Source organism: Prescottella sp. GW823-FHT02E09 (genome assembly GCF_058797375.1).
Genome location: NZ_JBXAJP010000016.1, coordinates 42,648 through 67,224, shown reverse-complemented (window position 1 = coordinate 67,224; position 24,577 = coordinate 42,648). Strand labels below are relative to the sequence as shown.

Sequence of the window (24,577 nt, the reverse complement as noted above, 5' to 3'; positions counted from 1 at the left end):
GGCGCCGACCCTACCGACGCGGATCCTCGAGGTACTCGGCCAGCACCGGCCCGACGACCGCGAGCGAGTCGGGTTCGATCATGTCGTTGTGCCCGCAGTCGACCGCGTGTTCCTCGATGCGGCCGGTGACGAGCGGGCGCCATTCCTGCGTCGACCGTTCGGTACCGCCGTCCTGCCCTCGGGCGGCGGGGAACACCAGTAGGTCGCCGTCGAAGATGCCGGGCACGAACCGATGTACCAGCAGCCGCGAGTGGGCGTATCCGTCGTTGATCCGCTCGAGGTGTCCGGCGGTGACCGCATCGGCGGTCCCGAAGTGGGACTCGAGCATTCGCGCGGCGTCGGCGTAGTCCATCACCTGCTCGGTCGCGGGTAGTTCGAACCCGAGCCCGCGCAGCAGGTCTGCCAGATCGAGCCGATCGAGCAGGGGGTCCGAACCGTCGTCGGGATAGGCGTCCATGACCGTCAGCGTCGCGACGGACCTCCCCCGCCGCTGCAGTTCGACGGCCATCGCATGGGCGATCACGCCGCCCAGCGACCAGCCGAGCAGGTCGTACGGCCCGTCCGGCGCGACGGCCGTCACCTCGTCGACGTACCGTGCGGCCAGCTCGTCGAGCGACCGGTACTGCGGTCCGCCCGTGATCACCGGCAGCTGCAGCCCGAAGACCGGCCGCTCCGTCGGCAGGTATTGCACCAAACCCGCGTAGCCCCATGACAACCCGATGCCGGGATGGACGCAGAAAAGTGGACGACCGGAACCGGTGCCCCGCAGCGGGATCAGGGGGCTCAGTGCGTCGTCCACCCCGCCGGTCGTGGTGTCGGCGATCCGCCCGGCGAGGCCGGCGGGTGTCGGATCGAGGAACAGAGCCTGCAGCGTCGAGGTGGGACCGAGGCGCTCCCTCAGCTCGGTGACCACCTTCGTCGCGAGCAGTGAGGTGCCGCCGAGGTCGAAGAAGCTGTCGTCCAACCCGATCCGCTCGACCCCGAGGACGTCGGCGTACACGTCCACCACCGCGGTCTCGATCGGTCCGGTCGGCTCGCGGAACACCGCCGACGACGACATGAACCGCGGCGGCGGCAACGCATCTCGGTCCAGCTTGCCGCTGGGCGTCAGCGGGATCCGGTCCAGGATGGCCACCGATGCCGGCACCATGTGTGCGGGCAGGTGACGCCCCACGTCGCGGCGCAGCTCGTCGGCATCGATGTGGGCGTTCTCGACCGGCCGCACGTACGAGCACAGGAGCCTGTTGCCCGCGGGGCCGGGACGGGCGAGTGTGACGGCGAATCCGACATCCGGCCGCGCGGTGAGCACCGCGTCGACTTCGCCCGGCTCGATTCGGAAGCCGCGGACCTTGACCTGGAAGTCGCTGCGCCCGATGTACTCGAGGGTGCCGTCCCCGCGCCATCGGACCAGGTCACCGGTACGGTAGATCCGCTCGCCGGCCCGACCGAACGGGTCCGCGACGAACCGGCCGGCCGTGAGTCCGGGGCGCCGGTGGTAGCCGCGGGCCAGGGCGGGGCCGGCAATGTAGAGCTCTCCGACGACCCCGCGCGGGACGGGATGCAGCCGCGGGTCGAGAACCAGTTCGGTGACACCGCGGATCGGACCACCGAACGTGACCGGCTCGCCCGGCCGCATGGGTGCGCTGATGTTCGCCATGATCGTGGTCTCGGTGGGGCCGTACGCATTGAGCATCGTGCGTGCCGGGGCCCAACGCGTCACCAACTCGGGTGGGCACGGCTCCCCTGCCACCACGAGCGTCCGCAGGTTCTCGAGCCCGCCGGGGTCCACCGATGCGAGCGTGGTCGGTGTGACGAATCCGTGTGTCACCCTCTCGGTTTCGAGCAGCGAGGCGAACTCGGTGCCGCCGTAGACGTCGGGCGGCACCACGACCATGGTGGCGCCCGCGCTCAGAGCCATCACGGACTCGAACACCGAGGCGTCGAAACTCGGAGACGCGAAGTGCAGGGTCCGCGCCCTCGGCGTCACCCCCAGACGCTCCCGTTCCTCGGCCGCCAGGTTCGCCAGCCCCCTATGCGTCAGCACCACGCCCTTCGGCATGCCCGTCGAACCGGAGGTATAGATCAGGTACGCGGGGTGATCGGCACGCAGTGGGCGGATCCGGTCGGCGTCGGAGATCGGAGTGGCCGGCCCGGCCGCGACGACGGCCGCGACCTCGGGATCGTCGAGCACCAACCACTCCACCGAATCCGGTAGTCCTTCCCGGTGCGAACGCACCGTGACACCGACTCCGGCACCGGAATCGGTGAGCATCCGTGCGATGCGTTCCGCCGGGTAGCCCGGGTCGACCGGCACGAAGGCCGCGCCGGTCCTCGCCACGGCCCAGACCGCGAGCACCGACGTCACCGAGCGCGACAGCCCGAGCGCGACATACGTTTCCGGCCCCGCTCCCTTCTCGATCAGGCGCCGGGCCAGGCGATTCGACCCTTCGTCGATTTCCCGGTACGTCAGTTCACGACCGTCGCACGCGACCGCGACGGCGCCGGGAGTTCGTGCCGCGGACGCCAGCAGATCGGTGAGCAGGACCGTCGGCGCGTCCGGACCGCCGCGCGCGGGCGCCAGCCCGGTCAGTTCGTCCGGGTGCAGGATCTCGAGATCACCGACGGGTCGGTCCGGTTCGGCCGGCGCGGTCTCGAGTATCCGCACGAACCGTTCGGCGAAGCCTCGCACGGTGTCGCGGTCGAACAGATCGGTCGCGAACGCGATACCCCCGCCGATCCCTGCGGGCGCCCCGGCGTCGTCGAACCGCTCCCCGAGCACGAACTCGAGATCCTCCTTGACCATCCCGGCGCCGATCGACAAGCCCTCGAGTCGTAGCCCGGACAGCTCGAGCCGGGCGCTCTCGTCGTTCTGGAACTCCAGTGCGACCTGGAACAGCGGAGAGTACGCGGTGGATCGAGCCGGGTCGAGTTCCTCGACGACGCGCTCGAACGGCACGTCGGCGTGCGCGAAGGCACCGAGATCGACGTCCCGGACCGACTCGACAAGCTCCGAGAACGACTGCCGTGCAGAGATCCTGGTGCGCAGTGCGAGGGTTCCGACGAACATTCCGACCAGGTCGTCCAGTGCGCGTTCGCCGCGCCCGGCGATGGGGGTGCCCACCACGATATCGTCGGTGTCACCCAACCGGGCGAGCAGAACCGCGAGGGCCGCGTGGATCGTCATGAACAGGCTCGTGCCGTGGTCACGCGCGAAGGTCAGGAGCCGTCGGTGCAATTCGGGCTCGAGCACGAAGTCGACACGGTCACCGCGGAAGGACTGCTGGATCGGTCGGGGCCGGTCCGTCGGCAGCCCCAGCAGGTCGGGCGCTCCCGACAGTGTCTCGGTCCAGTAGCCGAGCTGCCGGGACTGGACGGATCCGGGGTCGTCCTCGTCACCGAGGAGGTCCCGCTGCCACAGCGTGTAGTCCGCGTACTGCACGGGCAACGGATCCCAGTCCGGACCGCGGCCGACGGTGCGTGCGACGTAGGCGCGCATCAGATCGCGTGACAACGGACCCAACGAGAGGCCGTCGATCACGATGTGGTGCGCGACGAGGACCAGAACGTGCACGTTCCGCCCCAAGTCGAACAGCGCACCTTGAACCGGAACCCGTTCGGTCACATCGAATCCCGTGGACACGATCGCGCGGGTCCGCCCCCGCAACTCGTCGTCGCCCGCTACCGCCACCGGGTCGAGATCGATCGTGACCTCGGCGACCGGACGGACGTCCTGGAACGGCCCGGCGGAGCCGATCGGGAAGCGCGTGCGTAACGACTCGTGCCGCAACAGGACGTCCCCGATCGCCGCCCGCAACGCGGGCACGTCGAGCGCGCCGGTCAGGCGCACCGCCAGTGGCACGTTGTACGCGGGCGACGACGGATCGAACTGGTTGATGAACCACATTCGCTGCTGCGCCGCCGACAGTGGGATTTCCGCCGGGCGCGGCACCACCTCGAGCACCGGGCGACCGGAGGGTCCGGTGTCGGCGTGTTCGATCCGCTCGGCGAGCGCTGCCGCCGTGGGCGCCTCGAACAATGCCCGCACGCCGAGGTCGATACCGAGAGACTCGTCGAGTCGAGCCACGGCCCGGGTCGCGGACAACGAGTTGCCCCCGAAGTCGAAGAAGCTGTCGCCCGTACCGATCCGATCGACTCCGAGCACCTGGGCGAACACCTCCGTGACCGCCGCCTCGACGGGGTCGGTGGGAGCCCGGAACACCGTTGTGGTCAAGCCGAACTCCGGTTCGGGCAGCGCACGACGGTCGAGCTTGCCGACCGGGGTCAGCGGGATGTCGTCGAGCACGACGAACGCCGTCGGCACCATGTAATCCGGTACCCGCCCTGCCAGCCGGACCCGCAGATCGTCGACGTCCACGCGGTGGTCGTCACGCGCGACGACGTAGCTCACCAGCATGGTGTCGCCGGCCGGTCCGCGCCGTCCGAGGGTGGCCGCGAACCGCACGTCCGGATGCCCCGTCAGGACGGCATCGATCTCGCCCAGTTCGATCCGGAAGCCGCGTACCTTGACCTGGAAGTCACTGCGCCCCCGGTACTCCAGCTTGCCGTCGGCCGTCCACGCGCCGATGTCGCCGGTGCGGTACATCCGTTCGCCCGGCGCACCGAACGGGTCGGCCACGAACCGGGCCGCGGTCGGTCCGGGGCGTCGGTGGTAGCCGCGGGCCAGTCCGGGTCCGGCGATGTAGACGTCACCCGAGACCCCGACGGGGACCGGTTGCAGGCGGGAATCGAGCACCGTCTCGGCCACCCCCGGGACGGGCGGGCCCAGGGAGTGTTCCGCCGCACGCTCCGCGACGCTCTCCTCCAGGTTGACGACGATCGTGGTCTCGGTGGGACCGTATGCGTTCAGGATCCGGCACTGTGGCAGCCAGGCGTCCACCAGTTCCGGGGACCAGGCCTCGCCACCGACCAGCACGCACTCGAGGTCGTCGAGGCCGGACGGATCCACCGACGCGAGCGCGGCCGGAGTGATGAAGGCGTGCGTCACCCGTTGCTTCCGCAGCACCGCGGTCAGCTCGGAGCCGCCGTATACCGTACGGGGAACGATCACCATCGTCGCGCCGACCGCGAAGCACAGCAGGTACTCGAGCACCGAGACGTCGAAGCTGGGCGACGAGAAGTGCAGTGTCCGTGATTCCGCGGTCACGCCGCAACGGTCCCGCTGTACGTCCGCGTAGTTGCCGAGACCCCGGTGCGTGACGGTGACGGCCTTCGGCCGCCCCGTGGAGCCGGAGGTGTAGATCAGGTAGGCGGCGCCGTCGATCCGGAGCGGCGCGGTGCGGTCGTGGTCGGTGATCGGACCGGGCAGCCCCTTCTCGCACGCACGCACGAAGTCCGGGTCGTCGAGCACCAACCAGTGCACGACGTCCGGCAGCCGGGCCCGGTGCGCCCGAGTCGTGACACCGATCGTCGCACCGGAATCGGCGAGCATGGTCGCGACCCGCTCGGGGGGATAGTCCGGGTCGACCGGCGCGAATGCCGCCCCGGACCGTGCCACCGCCCACACCCCGAGCACCGACTCGATCGACCTCGGAATCCCCAGCACCACAACCGATTCCGGCCCGATGCCGAGATCGGCCAGGTGGCGGGCGAGCCGGTTCGAGCGGCGGTCGAGGTCGCCGTACGTCACGTCGCGCCCGTCGCCGACGAGCGCGAGGGCCTCGGGGTCCCGGGCCGCGGCGGTGTCGAGGATGGCAGCGAGGGTGCGGGGCGTGGAGGCGGAACCCGTACGCGCCGGTTCGAGTTCGCGACGCTCCGCATCCGTGAGCAGATCGAGGGTGGCGATCCGGCGATCCGGTTCGTCGGCGAAGGAACGCAGGACCCGCAGCAGACGCTCGGCGATGGCGGCGACCCTCGACTCCGCGAGCACGTCGGGCCGGAACTTCATTGTCACGTTCAGCCGATCGGACACGGCCGCTACGACGCTCAGCGGGTAGTGCGCAGAGTCGCGGGCCTCGATGCCGACGATCCGGAGACCATCGATCTCCGTGCCCACCCCGCCGTCGCCGCGGAGCGGATACGACTCGAAGACGGTCAGCGTGTCGAACACCGCGCCCGGACCGGCAGCGCGCTGGATGTCGTCGAGCGCGGCGTGGTGGTGGTCGAGCATCGTCGACTGCTCGGCCTGGACCCGCGCGAGCAGTTCACCGAGAGTCTCGTACGGGTCCAGACGAATCCGCACCGGAACAGTGTTGATGAACAGGCCGACGGTGGTCTCGACGTCGGCGAGATCCGGCGGCCGGCCGGACACGGTCGCGCCGAACACGACGTCGTCCCGGCCGGTCAGCAGCCCGAGCACGATCCCCCACGCGGTCTGCACGACGGTGCTCGACGTGACTCCCCGCTCCCGGGCGCGGGCGCGCAGCCGGTCGGTCGTCGCGGCGTCGAGTCGGTAGTGCAGATCGCGGGACTCGGTGTACCGGTCGGTGGCGGCCGACCGGTCCGCAAGCAGTGTGGGCTCGGCGGCACTCGCGACGGCATCGGTCCACGCCCGCAAGGCATCCGCCTCGTCACGGACCGTGAGCCACTGCAGAAAGCGCCGGTACGAACCTGTCGTCGGCAGCCCGGAGGGGTCACCGTCCGCCTCGTACAGCGTGAACAACTCCTCGAGAAGCAGCGGTGTCGACCAGCCGTCGAACAGGATGTGATGGTTGGTGATCACGATGCGCTCGGCATCGCCAGGCATGTGCACCAGCGTGATTCGCACGAGTGGTGCGTGAGCGAGATCGAACGGCGTCGCACGGTCGATCGCGAGCAGCTCGCTCATCCGTGCAGTGGCATCGGGCTCCCCGTGTCCGCGGAGATCGACCTCCGCCCACGGCACGTCCACCGAATCCTGCACCACCTGCACCGCGTCACCGCCCGGACCGCGCACGAAGGCCGTGCGCAGATTCGAGTGCCGCCCGAGCAACGCCCGCGCGGCGCGCTGCAGCCGCGGGACCTCCACGGCGCCGTCGAGCTTGAGGACCAACTGCACCAGGTAGGCGTCCGCGGCGGCGGCGGACAGTTCCGAGTGGAACATCATGCCGCGCTGCATCGGCGACAGCGGCCACACGTCGGACAGCCCGGGGTACCGGTGCTCCAGCAGCTCGATCGCCCCCTGGTCCACCGCAACCAGATCCAGATCGGACGGTGTGAACCCACCGGCGCCCGGTGTGCTCGCGCGCCGGGCGATCGCCTCGGCCGCACGCACCCACCACTGCATCAATCGCTCCACCTCGCCGGGGCTCAGAATCCCGCGCGGGAAGTCCCACGTCGCGGTGATCCGCGGGCCCTCCGGCCCCGACACCGCAGCGGCATTGACGTCGATCATTGCGGGCGCCGACAGGTTCGGTGCGGACACTCCACGCAACTCGGAGTCGTCGACGGGAAGCCACGTTCCGCCCGCGCCGGAATCGAAACGGCCGAGGTAGTTGAAGCTGATCTCCGGCACCGACCGTGCGGACAGTTCGGCCCGTGTGTCGTCGTTCAGGTACCGGAGCAGACCGAATCCGATGCCGTGGTCGGGGATCGAGCGCATCCGCTCCTTGACGGTCTTCACGACCGTGTCGGACGCCGTCCCGCCAGCCATCGCCGCGGCGACGTCTGTGCCGGACAGGTCGAACCGCACGGGATACAGCGACGTGAACCAGCCGACGGTCCGGGACAGGTCGGCGCCGGGCAGCACCTGACCCTCGCGCCCGTGCCCCTCGAGCGTGACCGCCACCGCTTCGACGTCGACACCGCGTTCCCGTCGCCACTGCGCCACCGCGAGCGCCAGCGCGCTCAGCAGACCATCGTCGACGGTGCCGTGGAAGACGCGCGGCACGGTCGTCGTGAGCCCGCGGGTGACCTCCGCCGACAACTCGACCTCGAGCCGGTCGGTGGTGGCGCCGACGTCGACCCTCGGATCCAGTTCCCGTGCCGCGAGAGACGGCCCCACCGGTTCGGTCATCGACCGCCACAGCTCGAGTTCGCCGCCCCGGTCCCGTGCGGTGGCCGCGAGTCCGTCCGCCCATGTCCGCATCGACGTGCCGACCGGAGCGAGCGCCGGGTCCTCCCCTGCGTCGGCACGGGTGCACGCGGCCGCCAGGTCCGGGATCAGGATCCGCCACGACACCCCGTCGATCGCGAGGTGGTGCGCGACGACGAGGAGCCGGGCGCCGTCGGGTGCGGTGAACCGCACGAGCTGGATCATGTGTCCGGAGAAGGGATCCAGCCGGTCCGCGGCCGCATCCAGCGCGTCCCGCGCCGCACGGGTGAACGCGGCGCCACGGACTGTCGGGACGGGGACCACCCGGAGCACCGAGCGGCCGTCGACCGTCCCCCGAGGACGCACCGTGACGCGCCAGCCCGTGCGCGAGTGGGCGTCGCGCCGCAACTGCGCGCGCAGCATGTCGTGGCAGTCGAGCAGCGCGTCCAGCCCCACGGCCAGTGTCTCGGGATCGAGGTCGACCGGCACGTCCAGCAGCAACGTCTGCGCGTACCGACCGAAGTCGCCGGAGCGCTCCGCGAGCCAGTGCACGACGGGCGTGGTGACGACGTCGCCGACACCGCCACCCGGCAGTTCCGGCAGCAGCTCGACGCCGGGCCGGTCGACCTGCGCGGCCACATCGGCGAGCCGGGCGACGGTGCGGCATTCGAACACGTCTCGCGGGGTGATCGTCACCCCGGCGGTCTTCGCACGGGACACCAGTTGAATGGACATGATCGAGTCGCCGCCGAGTCCGAAGAACGAGTCGTCGACCCCCACCGCCTCGGCCCCCAGGACGTCCGCGAACAGGTCGGTGAGGATGCGCTCGACGTCGGTCGCGGGCGGACGGCCCTCGCTGCCGACCGGTCGCGGGTCCGGCAGCGCCGCGCGGTCGATCTTGCCGTTCGGGGTCAGCGGGAACTCGTCGAGCACCGTCACCGCGGACGGCACCATGTACGACGGCAGCCGCTGCGCGACGGCCTCGGTCACCGTCTCGGCCGTGACCGACGCCCCCGACTCCGGCACCACGTATCCGAGCAGCCGGGACGCGCCCGCGGACTCGTCGCGGGCCAGGACAACCGCCGACGCGACACCCGGCACCGAGACCAGCACGGACTCCACCTCGCCAGGCTCCACCCGGAAGCCCCGCACCTGCACCTGGAAGTCCGCGCGCCCCAGGTACTCGAGGTCGCCGGCCGCGGTCCACCGGACCCGGTCGCCCGAGCGGTACATCCGCCGGGACCGAGCGAACGGGTCCGCGACGAACCGCGACGCGGTGAGGTCCGGCCGGTGCCGGTAGCCCCGCGCCACCTGCGGGCCCGCGACGTACAGTTCGCCCACGACGCCGACGGGCACCGGATGCAACCGGTCGTCGAGAACTCGCACACCGATCCCGGGTAGTCCGACACCGATCACCGAGCCCACGGCCCGGGCTGCCGCGACCTCGGCTGCGCCGACGCGGTGCCACGTGACATGCACGCACGTCTCGGTGATCCCGAACATGTTGACCAGTTCGGGACGGTCGACGCCGTGGCGCTCCACCCAGCCGGCCAGCCGTGCCGCGTCGAGTGCCTCACCTCCGAACACCACCCGACGCAGGGCGAGATCCCGGCCTACCTCCGCTTCGGCGCGGGCCAGTTGATGGAAGGCCGACGGGGTCTGGCTGAGCAGCGTGACCGACTCTGCTGCCAGCAGCTCGAGCAGATCGTCCGGCGCTCGGGCGGTGTGACGGTCCACGACGACGACGCGGCCGCCGAACCCGATGGCACCCCACAGTTCCCACACCGCGAAGTCGAATGCGTACGAATGGAACATCGTCCACACGTCGGTCCGGTCGAAGTCGAGGACGTCGCGAGCGCCCGACAGCAGCGTCACGACGTTGCGGTGGGTGACGACGACGCCCTTGGGCTGCCCGGTCGACCCGGAGGTGTAGATCACGTAGGCCGGCGAGTCGGTGTGCAGCGGACGGGTGCGATCGTGGTCGGTCACGGGCTCCGACGGCTGGCTGTCGATCCGTTGCCGGACGCCTGCGGCATCCAGACAGACGATCGGAATATCTTCCGGTAGAAGGGAATCCCCGAGTCCTGCGACCGACCCGGCGTCGGTGAGGACCGACACCGCCCGCGCATCCCGGACCACGAATCCGATGCGTTCGGGCGGATAGCCCGGATCCACCGGAAGGTATGCCGCACCCGCCCGCACGATGCCCACCAGGGTGGTGACGAGGTCCACCGATCGTTCCATCGCGACCGCGATCACCGATTCCGGTCCGAGCCCCTGCTCGATCAGCCATCGTGCCAGACGATTCGAACGCGCATCGAGATCCCGGTAGGTGATCCGCGCGTCGCCGCCGACGACGGCCTCCGCATCCGGTACCGCAGTCGCCGCGGTAGCGAACAGGTCCGCCAGGGTGCCGGCCGCCGCCACCGGCTGCGCAACCGGCATACGGGTCTCGGCCAACTCGATGTCCCCGACCGGGATGGCGGGGTCGGCCGCGACCGCCGCGAGCAGCCGGGACAGCATGTCGGCCAACCCGGTCACCGTGGACTCGTCGAACACGTCGGTCGCGTAGACGATCTCGCCGGACAGCCCACTCGGTCCACCGCCTTCGCCGCGACGCTCGCCGATCCCGAACTGCAGGTCGAACTTGGCCTCGCCCGTGTCGATGTCGATGGATTCGACCGTCAGCCCCGGCAGCTGCACACGGGGCGACTCTACGTTCCGGAATTCGAGCAACACCTGGAACAGTGGGGCATACGACGTGTTCCGCGCGGCGCCGGACCTCACGACCAGGCGCTCGAACGGCAGGTCCGCGTGCCCGAACGCTTCGACGTCGACGTCACGCACCTGCGCGAGGACCGTCGCGAACGAGGCCGCCGGATCGACCTCCGTGCGGAGCGCGAGCGTGTTCACGAACATGCCGACGACGTCGTCCAGTTCGGCCTCACCACGTCCGGCCACGGGCGTGCCGACCACCACGTCGCGGTCCTGCCCTATCCGCTCGAGCAGCACCGCCAACGCCGCGTGCACCACCATGAAGATCGTCGAATCATGCTGCCCGGCAAGCTCGGACAGTCCACGATGCACGTCCTTGCCCACCGACAGGGCAACGCGCCCACCGCGTGTCGATCGCCGCGTGTCCCGCGGGCGATCCAACGGCAGCGTCGTGACCGGCGGCGCACCGGCGAGTCGGTCGAGCCAGTACGCTTCCTCGCGGGCGAGCCGCGACGACGGGTCGTCGGGATCGCCGAGAACCCGCCGCTGCCAGAGCGCGTAGTCCGCGTACTGGACGGGCAGCGGATCCCAGTCGGGTGGGCGGCCCGCGACCCGCGCCGCATAGGCGGCCGCGACATCACGGGCCAGCGGGCCGACCGAGAAGCCGTCCGCGACGATATGGTGCAGCACGAAGACCAGCACATGCACGCTCGATTCCAGGCGAAGGATGCGGGCACGCACCGGAATATCCTGCGCCACATCGAATCCTTCTCCGATCAGCTCTCGAACGCGGGCGTCGAGATCCGCGGGCCGCACCGGTTCGGGCTCGAGTTCGCCCACCACGTCCGCGGCCGCGACGGTTACCTGCGACGGACCCGACGGGAAGGACGGGAAGACCGTCCGCAACGACTCCTGCCGTTCCACGACGTCGGTGAGTGCGGCTCGCAGCGCCGGCATGTCGAGCGTTCCGGCCAGCTGCAGCACCATCGGCACGTTGTAGGCGGCCGACGTGGGATCGAACTGATCGATGAACCACATCCGTTCCTGCGCCCACGACAATGGTGGGCGCTCCGGTCGCACCGCGGCACGCAACCGGGTCGGGGCATCGACCCGAGCGCGCTCCGACGCCCGCGCGGCGAGGCGCCCCGCGGTCCCGCACTCGAACACATCGCGCACGTCGAGCCCGGAGCCGAGCGATCGGTTGATCCGGGCAACCACCCGCGTCGCGCCGAGCGAATTGCCGCCCAGGCCGAAGAAGTTGTCGTCCAATCCGACCTGTTCGGCGCCGGTGATGTCTGCGAACACGGCCACCACCTGCTCCTCCTCCGGAGTGCGGGGGGCGCGGAAGGGCGCGGTCGGCCGGACGAAATCGGGCTCGGGCAGTGCGTCACGGTCGAGCTTGCCGACCGGGGTGATCGGGAGTTCGTCCAGGACCACGATCGTGTTCGGCAGCATGTGGCGCGGCAACCGCCGGGACGCGAACTCCGCCAGTTCCGCGACGTCGACGCCGCCGTCGGTCGCGGGCACGACGTACGAGGCGAGCAGCGGATCGCCCGCATCGCGCCGGCGCGCCACCGTGACCACGTGGGCGACGGCCGGGTGCGCCACCAGGACGGCCTCGATCTCACCGAGCTCGATCCGGAAGCCTCGTACCTTGACCTGGAAGTCGCTGCGCCCCAGATAGTCGAAGGCGCCGTCGGGCCGACGGCGCACGATGTCACCGGTCCGGTACATGCGGTCACCGACGGCCCCGGCAGCACCGGCCACGAACCGGGTGGCAGTCAGTCCTGGTCGACGGTGATAGCCGCGGCCGATACCGGCACCGACGACGTAGAGCTCGCCGGGCACGCCCGTCGGGACCGGACGCAAGTACGCATCGAGCACCACGACACCCGTTCCGCGGACCGGCGTCCCGATCGGAATGTCGGCTCCGGGAACCAACGGTGCGCTGAACGTGGTGACGATGGTCGACTCCGCCGGCCCGTAACCGTCGATCATCGTTCGCCCGGTCGCCCAGTCGGCGACGAGTTCCGGCCCGACCGTGTCGCCCCCGACCACCACGACGGCCAGCTCGTCGAGTCGCTCGGGTTCGACCGTGGCGAGGGCCGCAGGTGTGATGCAGACGTGCGTGATCCGCTCGGCGGCGAGCAACTCGGCCAGCGCGGTACCGCCGTACACGTCGGGCGGAGCCACCACGAGCGCAGCGCCGGCCGCACCCGCCTGCAGCAGTTCGAGCACCGCGAAGTCGAAACTCGGGGAACAGACGTGCAGGCACCGCGCCGACCGCGGGATCGGGTAGCGGCCACGCATTTCGTCGACCAGGCTCGCCAGGCCGCGATGGGTGACGGCGACACCCTTGGGTCGTCCGGTCGAGCCGGACGTGTAGATCAGGTAGGCGATGTCGTCGACGTGTACCGGCCGGGTCCGATCCCGGTCGGTCACGGGAGCCGGCGATTCGGGGGCACCGGCCGTTGCTGGATCGTCGAGCACCGTCCAGCGGACCGTGTCCGGGAGGCGGGAGCGGTCCGCCGCCGACGTCACCCCGACTGTCGCGGCGGCGTCGACGAGCATGTGGTCGATGCGCTCGCGCGGATAGGCGGGGTCGACCGGAAGGAATGCCGCGCCCGACTTCACGATGGCCCATACCGTCTGTACCGACGCCACCGAACGCGGGAGTGCGCACGCCACGACCGTGCCGGGTCCGGCCCCCGCGCCGATCAGCAACCGCGCGAGCCGATTCGACCGTTCGTCGAGTTCTCGGTACGTCAAGGACGCCTCGGCGGCGCCGACCGCGAGCCCGGCCGGGTTCGCGGCGGCACCGGCCGCGAGAATCTGCGGGAGGAGCACCGGTGGCGACGCGGGGCCGCCCCGCACGACCACCGTCTCCCGCTCGTCCTTCGTCAGCAGATCGACGCGGGCGATGGTCCGTTCGTGGTGGTGGATCACCTGATCGAGCGCCGATTGCACGCGCCGGCGCAGGAACTCGGCCTCCGACCGCTCGAACGCGCCGGACCGGTACTTCAGTGTCACATGCAGCCGGTCGGTGAGCGCGGCCCGCAGGGTCAGGGGGTAGTGCGTGGCGTCGATTCCGCGGACCGCGACCACATTCAAGCCCGCGATGTCGGCGCCGCGTTCGAGCGCGGAGCGGTCCACCGGATAGGACTCGAACACGGTGAGGGTGTCGAACACGGCCCCGGCCCCCGCCGCCTGCTGCACATCTGCGAGACCGGCGTCGTGATGCTCCATCAGCGCCGCCTGCTCACGCTGCACACGACGAAGCAACTCCCCCACGGTTTCACGTGGATCGAACCGCACCCGGACCGGAACGGTATTGATGAACAGGCCGATCATCGACTCGATTCCGGGAACGTCCGCGTGCCGGCCCGACACCGTCGCACCGAAGACGACGTCCGTTCGCCCGGTGAGGACTCCGAGCACCAGTGCCCACGCGACCTGGAAGACGGTGTTGGGTGTGACGGCGTGGTCGCGCGCGACCCGAGTGAGCTCAGCGGTGTCTGGCTCGCTCAGTGCGACTTCCACCTCGTGTGACTCGCCCGCGCGATCCACCGCGTCCGGCGCGGCGAGCAGCGTCGGGTCTTCTGCTCCGGCGAGGGCGCGGCACCATTCCGCGACCGACGCCTCGCGGTCGCGCGCCGCCAGCCATGCGAGGTAGTCCCGGTAGTCGCCGGCCGGAGGCAGTGGGGTCGCATCGCCCTCGGCGGCGTACTGCATCAGGAGTCGTTGCAGCAGAAGCGGTGTCGACCAGCCGTCGAGCAGGATGTGGTGATGCGTCAGCAGCAGCCGATACGAACCGCGTCCGACGCGTACCAGCGTGAATCGCAGCAGCGGCGCCCGGTCCATCTCGAACGGTGTGGCCCGGTCCTCGGCCAGCAGCGCCCGCCACCGGCGCTCGATGTCGTCCGGTCCGTCGCCCGACAGATCGACCTCGTGCCAGGGCACCGCGACGTCGGATTCGATCACCTGGAACGTCTCGCCGTCGATGTCGTCGACGAAGCAGGCGCGCAGGTTGGGATGCCGGTCGAGCAGGGTCCGGGCCGCGCCCCGCAGGCGGTCTCGCGCCGGTTCACCCCGCAACTCGATGACGAGTTGGATCAGGTACGCGTCGGGCGCGCCCGCCGCCAGGTGCGCGTGGAACAGCAGGCCCGCCTGTAGCGGGGTCACCGGCCACACGTCGATCACGCGGCGCCGCGACGCCGCCAGCGCGTCGATCCCGCGCTGGTCGAGCTGGACGAGATCCAGGTCCGACGGCGTCAGTCCACCGGCGCCGGGCGTGCGGGCGTACGCGGCGAGTCCGTGCAACGCCTCCAGCCACAGATCCGCGAGCCGGTGGACGTCGGCCCGGTCGAGCACCCCCGTCGGATACGTCCACGACGCCTGCAGCGCCCCGCCACCGGGTCCACCGCGCACACCCGCGGCGATGTCGAGGGCCGCGGACACCGGCATGTCGGGATCCTGTGTGAGACCGAGGCCGCCGGCCGCCACCGGCATCCACGGTCCGGGATCGGGAGCGGCGCCGTCCGTGACGGTCAGCCGGCCCAGGTAGTTCAGCATCACCTGTGGCGGCGTCCGCAGCCGGCGTCCCTCGTCGCCGTCGAGTTCGGTGAGCAACCCGTATCCGATGCCGTGGTCGGGTGCCGCCCGCAGGTGTTCCTTGACGAGCTTGACCGCGGCCCCCGCGGCGGGTCCGCCGCGGAAGGCATCGTCGAGGTCGATCCGCGAGAGATCCGGGCGCACCGGACGGATGGTGGTGAACCAGCCCACCGTCCGGCTCAGATCGGCTCCGGGAACGGCAGCCTCCTCGCGCCCGTGTCCTTCGATTCCGAGCAACACGGCGCCGTCGTCGCGGCTGCGAACGGCATCCCACCGTGCGACCGCCATGGCGAGCGCGGCGAGCAGGACGTCCTGGGCAGAGCCGCGGATCGCGGCGGGAAGGGTCGTGAGCAGCGCCGTGGTATCGGAGGCCGGGGCGTCGACGCTCGTCGTCTCGGTCGTCGCGTGCACGTCCCGGTCCGGGTCGAGCGCACGACGGCCGATCGGCGGATCCGTTCCGGCGACGACACTCTCCCACAGCGGCAGTTCACCGGTCCGGCCCGGCGCGACGTCACGGAGCGCGTAGGCCCACCGGCGCATCGACGTGCCGACCGGATCCAGGTCGGGACTCCGCCCCTCGGCGGCCCGAGCCCACGCTGCGGCGAGGTCGGGCACGATCACCCGCCACGACACCCCGTCGACCACGGTGTGGTGGACCACGACGAGCAGACGCCCGGTTCCACCCGGCCCGTCGAACCACACCAGCCGAACCATCCGGCCCGCCGCGGGGTCCAATCGGTCGGCCGCCGTCGCCAGTTCCGCGGCCGCGCGACGTTCGAACCCGTCGTCGAAGGCCCGCACCGTGCACCGGGTGAGGAGGTCACCGGCATCGACGGCACCGGCGGGGAGAACATCCGTCCGCCAACCGGACTCACCGTGTCCGAGCCGAGCGCGCAGCATGTCGTGGCGGTCCAGGACCGCCTGCACTGCGGTCACGAGGTCCGGCTCCCGGACTCCCGTCGGGAGGTTCAGCAGCACCGATTGCGCGAAGCGGTCGATCCGGCGGCCCGCACGCCGCACCAGCCACGCGAGGATCGGCGTCAGCGGTACGTCCCCCACCCCGCCGCCGTCGATCTCCGGAAGAATCTCGGCCGCTTCCTCGTTCGAGGGCGCAACCGCCGCCAGCGCCGCGACGGTACGCCGGTCGAACACGTCACGGGGCGTGACGGACAGCCCAGCCGCCTTCGCCCGCGCCACCAGTTGGATCGACATGATGCTGTCGCCACCGAGATCGAAGAACGAGTCCTCGACACCGACCGTCTCCAGCCCCAGCACATCCGCGAACACGCCCGCGAGCGTCCGCTCGGCCGCCGTGCCCGGTAGCCGAGTGGTCGGTACCTCGGCACCGACCTCCGGTTCCGGCAGCGCCGCACGATCGAGCTTGCCGTGCACGGTCATCGGAATCCGCGGCAGCACCGTGATGTGGCGCGGCACCATGTACGACGGCAACCGGGCGGCCGCGGCCTCGTGCAGGCCCGCGGTGTCGACGTCGGCGCCCGCGGCCGGGACTACGTACGCGACCAACCGATCGCCGAGCCGACCCACCCGGCGGACGTCGGCGACGGCGTGTCCGACGTCCGGGTGTTGTGTCAGCACGGCCTCGATCTCACCGAGTTCGATCCGGTAGCCGTGGAGCTTGACCTGCCGGTCTCCACGTCCGAAGTACTCGAGCGTGCCGATATCGGTCCACCGCACCCGGTCCCCGGTGCGGTACATGCGCTCGCCGGGGGTCCCGCTCGGATCGGCCACGAACCGGGCGGCAGTCAGCGACGGTCGGCGATGGTAGCCACGGGCCAGCCCGGGCCCGGCGAGATACAACTCGCCGGGTGTGCCGACCGGAACGGGCCGAAGCCGGTCGTCGAGCACCAGCGCGTGGAAGCCCCGGATCGGGCCGCCGATCGTCACCGCGGCCCCCGGCACGAGCGCGGCACTGGTCGTCCCGATGACGGTGGTCTCGGTGGGCCCGTAGGCATTGAACATCTCCCGGCCGGGCGCCCAGCGGGCGACGACGTCGGGCGGCAACGGCTCGCCGGCTGCGAGCACGCACGTCAGGTGGTCGAGACCGAGCGACTCGTCGCCGTCCGACACCGTCGGCGTCATCGCCAACGCGGTCGGAGTCATGATGCAATGCGTCACCTGCTCGGACGCCAGCAGGTGACGCAACTCCTCGCCGCCGTACACGGTGGGTGGGGCGATCACCATCGTCGCGCGGACGCCGACCGCGAGTAGAAGTTCGAGGACCGACACGTCGAAGCTGGGCGAGGTGAGCTGGAGGATCCGGGACTCGGGCGTGGTCCTACACCGCTCGTGCAGGTCTGCGGCGAAATCCGCGAGTCCCCGGTGGGTGACGGAGACGCCCTTGGGGATACCGGTGGACCCCGACGTGTAGATGAGGTAGGCGACGTCATCCGGGTCGAGCGGTGCGACACGGTCGGCGTCGCGTATCGGTCGCGGAGGAGAGGCCGCGATGGAACGACTCTCGTCGATCACCCACCAGGGGATGGTGCGGGCGAACGAGTCGCGCAGTGCCCCGGTGGTGAGCCCGAGTACCGAGCCGGAGTCCCGCAGCATCAACTCGATCCGGTCCGGTGGATGCGCCGGGTCCACCGGGAGGAATGCGGCGCCGGACTTCGCGACCGCCCACACCCCGGTGAGGTAGGCGGGGCATCGGGGCATCCCCAACGCCACCACCGACCCAGGGCCGATCCCCTCGTCGATCAACGCACGGGCCAGCTCGTCGGATTCCCGATCGAGTTCGCCGTAGGTGATGTCGGCACCCTCGAACCGGAGCGCGGGCCGCCTCGGATCCGATGCCGCGGCCACCGAAAGCAGATCCGCGAGCGTCCGCGGCGCGATGCCCGGATCCCCCCGCACCGGAACCAGTGCCGCATGTTCGGCCGGATCCAGCAGGTCGATGTCCCCGACAATCGTCTCGGCGGAGGTCGCCGCGGCCCGCAGGATCCGCACCAACCGGTCGGCGAACCCCCGGATCGTCCCGGCGTCGAACACATCGGCCGCGAACACGATCCCGGCCGACATGCCCGCGGCTTCGCCGTCGGCGTCGAACTCCTCCGCCACGCTCACCTGGAGATCGAAATTGGCGACCTCGTCGCCGTGGTCGAGCGCACGGACCCGGACCCCGGGCAGTTCGACGTCCGGGCGCGCGATCGTCCGGAACTCGAGCAGCACCTGGAACAGCGGGGAATGCGCGGTGGACCGGGGTGGGTCCACCGCCTCGACCACCCGCTCGAAGGGGGTGTCGGCGTGCATGAACGCACCCAGGTCGGCCTCCCGGACCCGGTGCATCAGGTCCGCGAACGACAGGTTCCCGCCGACCTCGCAGCGCAGGACCAGGGTGTTGACGAACATGCCGACCATGTCGTCCAGTGCCGCCGAGCCCCGGCCCGCGATGGGCGTGCCGACGGCGACGTCGTCGGTCCCACCGAGCCGTGCCAGCAATGCCGCCAGCGCCGCGTGCATCACCATGAACACACTCGAATCGTGCTCGCGCGCAAGTTCGACGATGCGCGCGTGCAGATCGGCCGGGAGCTCGAGCTCGATGCGGTCGCCCTGCTGGGATCGCACGTCGGGTCGGGGTCGGTCGCACGGTAGGTCCAGCACGGCGGGCAGACCCGCCAACGTCGTGGTCCAGTAGTCCAGTTGGCGGGCGAGCGGCGACTCCGAGTCGTCGACGTCGCCCAGCCAATCCGACTGCCACAGAGCGTAGTCCGCGTACTGCACGTCGAGGGGCGGCCACGCCGGTGCGCCCGAGACGACCCGGGCCGCGTAGGCCGTCACGAGATCGCGCGCGAGCACCCCGAGCGAGAACCCGTCGGCCAGGATGTGATGCAGGACCACGGTGAGCACATGCTCGGTGTCATCGATCCGGAACAGACCGGCGCGCAGCGGCACCCGCACCGTGACGTCGAACCCCCTCGACATCACTGCCCGCATCCGGCGCCGGAGGTCGTCCTCGTCGGCGACGTCCTCGTCGGCGACCAGGAGGTCCGACCGGTCGACGGACAGCACCACCTGGCGGGGGCCGGCGTCGTCGAGCGGGTAGATCGTGCGCAGCGACTCGTGCCGCGCAACCACGTCACCGAGCGCCCCGACGAGCGCGTCCCGGTCCAGCACCCCGGACAGTCGCAGCGAGAGCGAGATGTTGTACGCCGCCGAGTCCGTGTCGAACTGGTTGATGAACCAGATCCGCTGTTGGGCGGGCGAGAGCGGAATCCGCGCCGGCCGAGGTCGCGTGACGAGCGGTGGGCGTGCCCGCGGACCCACCGTGTCCGTCCCGCGGACCCGGCGTGCCAGCCCCGCGACGGTGGGTGCGTCGAACACGTCCCGGATGCCGAGGTCGGCGCCCGTCGCGTCGCCGACGCGGGCCGCCAACTGCGCGGCCACCAGCGAGTTGCCGCCGAGCGCGAAGAAGTCGTCGTCGACGCCGACCCGCTCGAGTCCCAGGAGGGCGCCGACCGCCGACGCGACGGCCTCCTCCACGGGATCGCGGGGGGCCACGAGCGCTCGCTCGGCATCCTCGGGAACGGGCAACGCGGCTCGGTCGAGCTTGCCGTGCGCCGTCATCGGCAGCCGATCCAGGACCGTGACCACCGACGGCACCATGTATCCCGGAAGCGACCGCGCTGCAGTCTCTCTCACCGAGTCCGGATCGATCGGCACTCCCTCCGACGGCACCACGTACCCGAGGATCCGGACACCGGCCGGACCCTCGCCCGCGATCGCGACGGCGGAGCCGACCCCCGGATCCGCGGCCAGGACCGATTCCACCTCACCCAGTTCCACGCGGTACCCACGTACCTGCACCTGGGAGTCGGCGCGTCCCGCGAAGCGAAGCGTGCCGTCGGCCGTCCAGGTGCCCAGATCTCCCGTCCGATACATCCGGGTGCCGGTGCCGAACGGATCCGGCACGAAGCGGCCCGCGGTCAACCCGGGCCGGTCGAGGTAGCCGCGCGCCAATTGGGCGCCGGCCACGTACAGTTCGCCGACCACCCCGGGCGGTACGGCGTGCAGCCGCCCGTCGAGCACCCGAACCACCATCCCGGGCAGCGGGTATCCGATCCCACCCGGGATCCCGTGCGTGGTCGGGTCTGCGGTCACCGGGCTGTGGGTGACGTGCACACACGTCTCGGTGATCCCGTACATGTTCGACAGCCGCGCTGGTGCATCGCCGCGGCGCTCGAACCAGGCCGACAGCTGCCCCGGATCCAGCACCTCACCACCGAAGATCACGTGCCGCAGCCGCAGTGCCCGCTCCCCGTCGCTCGACGCCCGGTCCGCGTCGATCAGCTGACCGAACGCGCCCGGGGTCTGGCTCAGGATCGTCACACCCTCGTCCCGCAACAGCGCGAGGAAGTCCCGGGGAGACCGGGCCGTGTCACGGTCGACCACCACAACGGTCGAGCCGTGCAGCAAGGCGCCCCACATCTCCCACACCGCGAAATCGAATGCGTACGAGTGGAACATCGTCCACACGTCGGTCGCGTCGAACCCGAAGAGCGGCTTTGTGCGCTCGAACAGCGTGACCACGGCGCGATGCGGGACCGCGACGCCCTTGGGCCGGCCGGTCGAGCCGGACGTGTAGATCACGTACGCGGTCGCGTCGGGTCGCAGCGGCGACGTGCGGGCGGCGTCGGTGACCGGGTCCGCCGACATCTCGGCGACCCCGGACCGCACCGGCGCGGCATCGAGATCCACGAGCGGGACGCCGGCCGGCACCGACGACAACCGGCGGGCACCCACGGAATCGACGAGCACGCAGGCCGGGCGCGCGTCGGCGAGCAGGAACGCGATCCGCTCGTCTGGGTAGTCGACGTCCACCGGCACGTAGGCCGCTCCCGCACCGACGACCGCGGCGAGGACGACGGGTAGGTCCACCGACCGCGCCATCGCGACGGCCACCCTGGACTCAGGCCCGACGCCGCGCCCGATCAGCCAGCGGGACAGCCGGTTCGCGCGCTCGGACAGCGCCCGATACGCCAGCCGGGTCGGACCCGCGACGACGGCGACCGCGGCCGGATCCGCCGCGACCGCCCGAGCCAGCAGGTCCGGCAGCGTCGCGGCCACGCCGACCACGTCCGGCTGCAGCGCGGACATAGCGCGTTCGGTCTCGTCGGCCGTCTCGAGGTCACCGACGACGACGTCCCCGTCCGCGGCGATCGTTGCGAGGACGCGCTTCAGGCGCTCGGCGAAGCCCGCGATCGTCGCGTGATCGAACAGATCGCACGCGAAATGCAATGCCGCCGAGAGTCCGTGAGGTCGACCGCCCTCGTCGACGTGTTCTCGCACGCTCAGCTGCAGTTCGAACTTCGCGACCCCGGTGTCGATCTCCCGCACCTCGGCGACGACACCCGGCAGCGCCACCGAGGTGATCTCGGAGGTCTGCAGTTCGAGCATCACCTGGACGAGCGGCGCGTGCGCCGGCGATCGGTCGGTTGCGAGTTCCTCGACGAGCCGCTCGAACGGAAGCTCCACGTTGGCGAGCGCACCCAGATCGGTGTCACGGATACCCGACAGCACCTCGACGAACGTGGACGCGGGATCGATGTCGGTGCGCAGCACGAGAGTGTTGACGAACATACCCACGAGGTCTTCGAGCTCGGCGGCCGCCCGGCCGGCCACCGGGGTGCCGATCGCGACGTCACGACCGGCCCCCAGGCGCGACAGCAGCACCGCGAACGCGCCGTGGAGCACCATGAACAGCGTGCAGTCGCGCTCGCGGCCCAGTTCGAGCAACCGTCGGTGCGTGTCCGGGGCGATCTCGAACGTGATCGTCCCCCCGCGTGTCGTCACCGCCGACGGGCGCGGACGATCGTGCGGCAGTGCGATCGCGGGGGGCAGGTCCGCCAACCGGGTCGTCCAGAACCGCAGCTGTCGGGCGGCGAGCGAGTCGCGATCGCGATCGTCGCCGAGCATCTCGCGTTGCCACAGCGCGTAGTCGGCGTACTGGACCGGCAGTGGAGTCCAGACCGGCGGACCCCCTGCTCGCCGCGCGCCGTACGCGACCATCACGTCACGGGCCAACGGCAGCACCGACTGCCCGTCCGCCGCGATGTGGTGCACGACCACGGCCAGTACGTGCTCGTCCGGACCGATCCGAAACAGGCGGACACGCAGCGGAAGCTGTTCGCGCACATCGAATCCCACGAGTGCATCCGCCCGGATCGCATCCCACACCTCATCGCGTCCCGCCACGATCGGCGTCACGTCCGGCACGGCGGACTCGGCGGGCACGATCATCTGGTGGGGCCCGCCGAGGTCCGCCGGGTACACCGTGCGCAGCGCCTCGTGACGCTCGACGACGTCGGCGATCGCGGTACACAGGGCCGGTGTGTCGAGCTGTCCGGTCAACGTCACCGCGAACGCGATGTTGTAGACCGGCGAATCGGTGTCGAGCTGGTTGACGAACCACATCCGCTGCTGCGCCGGCGAGAGTGGCAGACGATCCGGTCGGTCACCGCGGGCGGGTGGCGGCGCCGGACCGGCCGGCGTGCCGTCCGGACGGACCATCGTGCCGACGCGCCACGCAAGGCGGCGCGCGGTGGGCATCTCGAACAGGTCCCGCACGGTCAGCGTCACGCGCAGGGCCGCGTTCAGCCGGGCCACCACCTTCGTGGCCACCAGCGAGTCGCCCCCCAGATCGAAGAAGCTGTCGTCGGGAAGAACCGGCCGGGTCGTCGCCAGGACATCGGTGAACACCTCCGCGATCACCTGCTCGATGGCCTCGAAGCCCTCGAGGGGCGGCTCGGGTTCCGCGCCCGGTGGCGGCGCCGAGGCCGCTACGGCGGATGCGTCCGCCACGGGAGACGGCGGCGCGGCCACGTGCATGTCCGCGAGCGGCGACTGCGGATCGGCGACGACGAACTGTTCGAGGAACTCCAGGAAACGTCGATGGAAGGATGTCTCGGCCTCCTCCGAGTACCGGCGCGGGTTCACCCGGAAGTCGACGAAAGTCCGCACCGGAGTTCCGGATTGATAGACATTGACCAGCAGGTCGTCCACCGGTCCGGAGGTGATGATGTGGAACTCGGTCGAGAGCGGACCCATCACGATCTCGGGGTGGAAGAACATCACGTTCACGATCGGCGCCGGAACGTCGCCACCGCGGTCACGCTGGATATCGGCGCGGCTGCAACGTTGATGCCGCAGTGCCGCAACCATTTCGAGCTGCACTCGATCGACGAGGTCACCGATCGTGTCGTCGTCGCGGATCTCGACCCGAAGCGGCACCAGGTTGACGGTCATCCCGCCGGACCGCCGCAGCACGGCGGTGGTGCGGGCCGAGACCGGGATGTCGACGACCACGTCGCGGTGGCCGGTCGCCCGGCTCAGGAACCACGCGAAGGCGGCGATGATCCGAGCCGCAGCCGAGGCATCGGTCCCCTGCACCTCCGCCGATCGTTCGATTCGCCGCATCGTCGCATCGGACAACACCGCAGTCGCGAGCCGACTTTCGGCCACCGCGGGCGCGCTCGCATCGACGAGCGCCACGCCGCGAACCCCGTCGAGCCGATGCGCCCAGTACGCGCGGTCGGTGTCGTGACGGTCCGACGCCCGGTAGCGCTCGTCGATCTCGTGGAGGGTAAGCAGATCTGCTGCAGCAGGCGGATCCGGCTCGTACCCCTCCACCGCGGCTGTGTAGAGATGGGCGATGCGGTAGAGCATGGTCGCGGCACCGTACCCGTCGAGCGCGATGTGATGACTTCTGCTGTACCACAGGAAATGTCGATCTCCGACCTGCAGGATCACGGTCTGGACGAGGCGGTCGACGGACAGGTCGAGCGGTGTCGCCGCCTCGCGCTGCATCCACGCGTGCGCGGACGCCACCGGATCGGCCTCGGCGCGCAGGTCCAGCAACGCGATCGATGTGTCCCGCTCCGGGTCGACGTACTGCATGGGCTCGCCGTCGACGGTGACGACGCGCAGGAAGGGCGACTGGAACTCACGGGCTGCTCGAACGTTCGCTGCACGCAGCACGTCGATGTCGAGGGGGCCGTCGATCTCCACGTACTGCGCGATGAAGAGCGGGACGTCGGGCGCGAGCTGCTGCGCGAACCACAGAGCACGCTGCGCCTCCGACAGTGGAAACCGGTCGGGGAACCGGTCGGGGGTCCGCGCCGGGACCGATCGCGAGGTAGCGCTCGACTCAGTGCGGGGTTCGGGATGAGGTTCAGCAGAATCCACGTATCGCCCCCAAGAGAGGTTGGTTCGCCGCGGCGGCTCGCGCCACCGTCGTCGAACAAACACTCCCTCGGGCGGAAGCCG

General features: G+C 70.8%; 1 protein-coding gene. It reads right to left on the bottom strand.

Annotation, left to right across the window (positions count from 1 at the left end):
• Nucleotides 1–10: 10 nt before the first annotated feature.
• Nucleotides 11–24,496: a non-ribosomal peptide synthase/polyketide synthase gene (locus AC1RIF_RS26780; RefSeq protein ID WP_492604419.1), complete on the bottom strand. Its 24,486-nt coding sequence runs from the start codon at nucleotides 24,494–24,496 to the stop codon at nucleotides 11–13.
• Nucleotides 24,497–24,577: the final 81 nt, after the last annotated feature.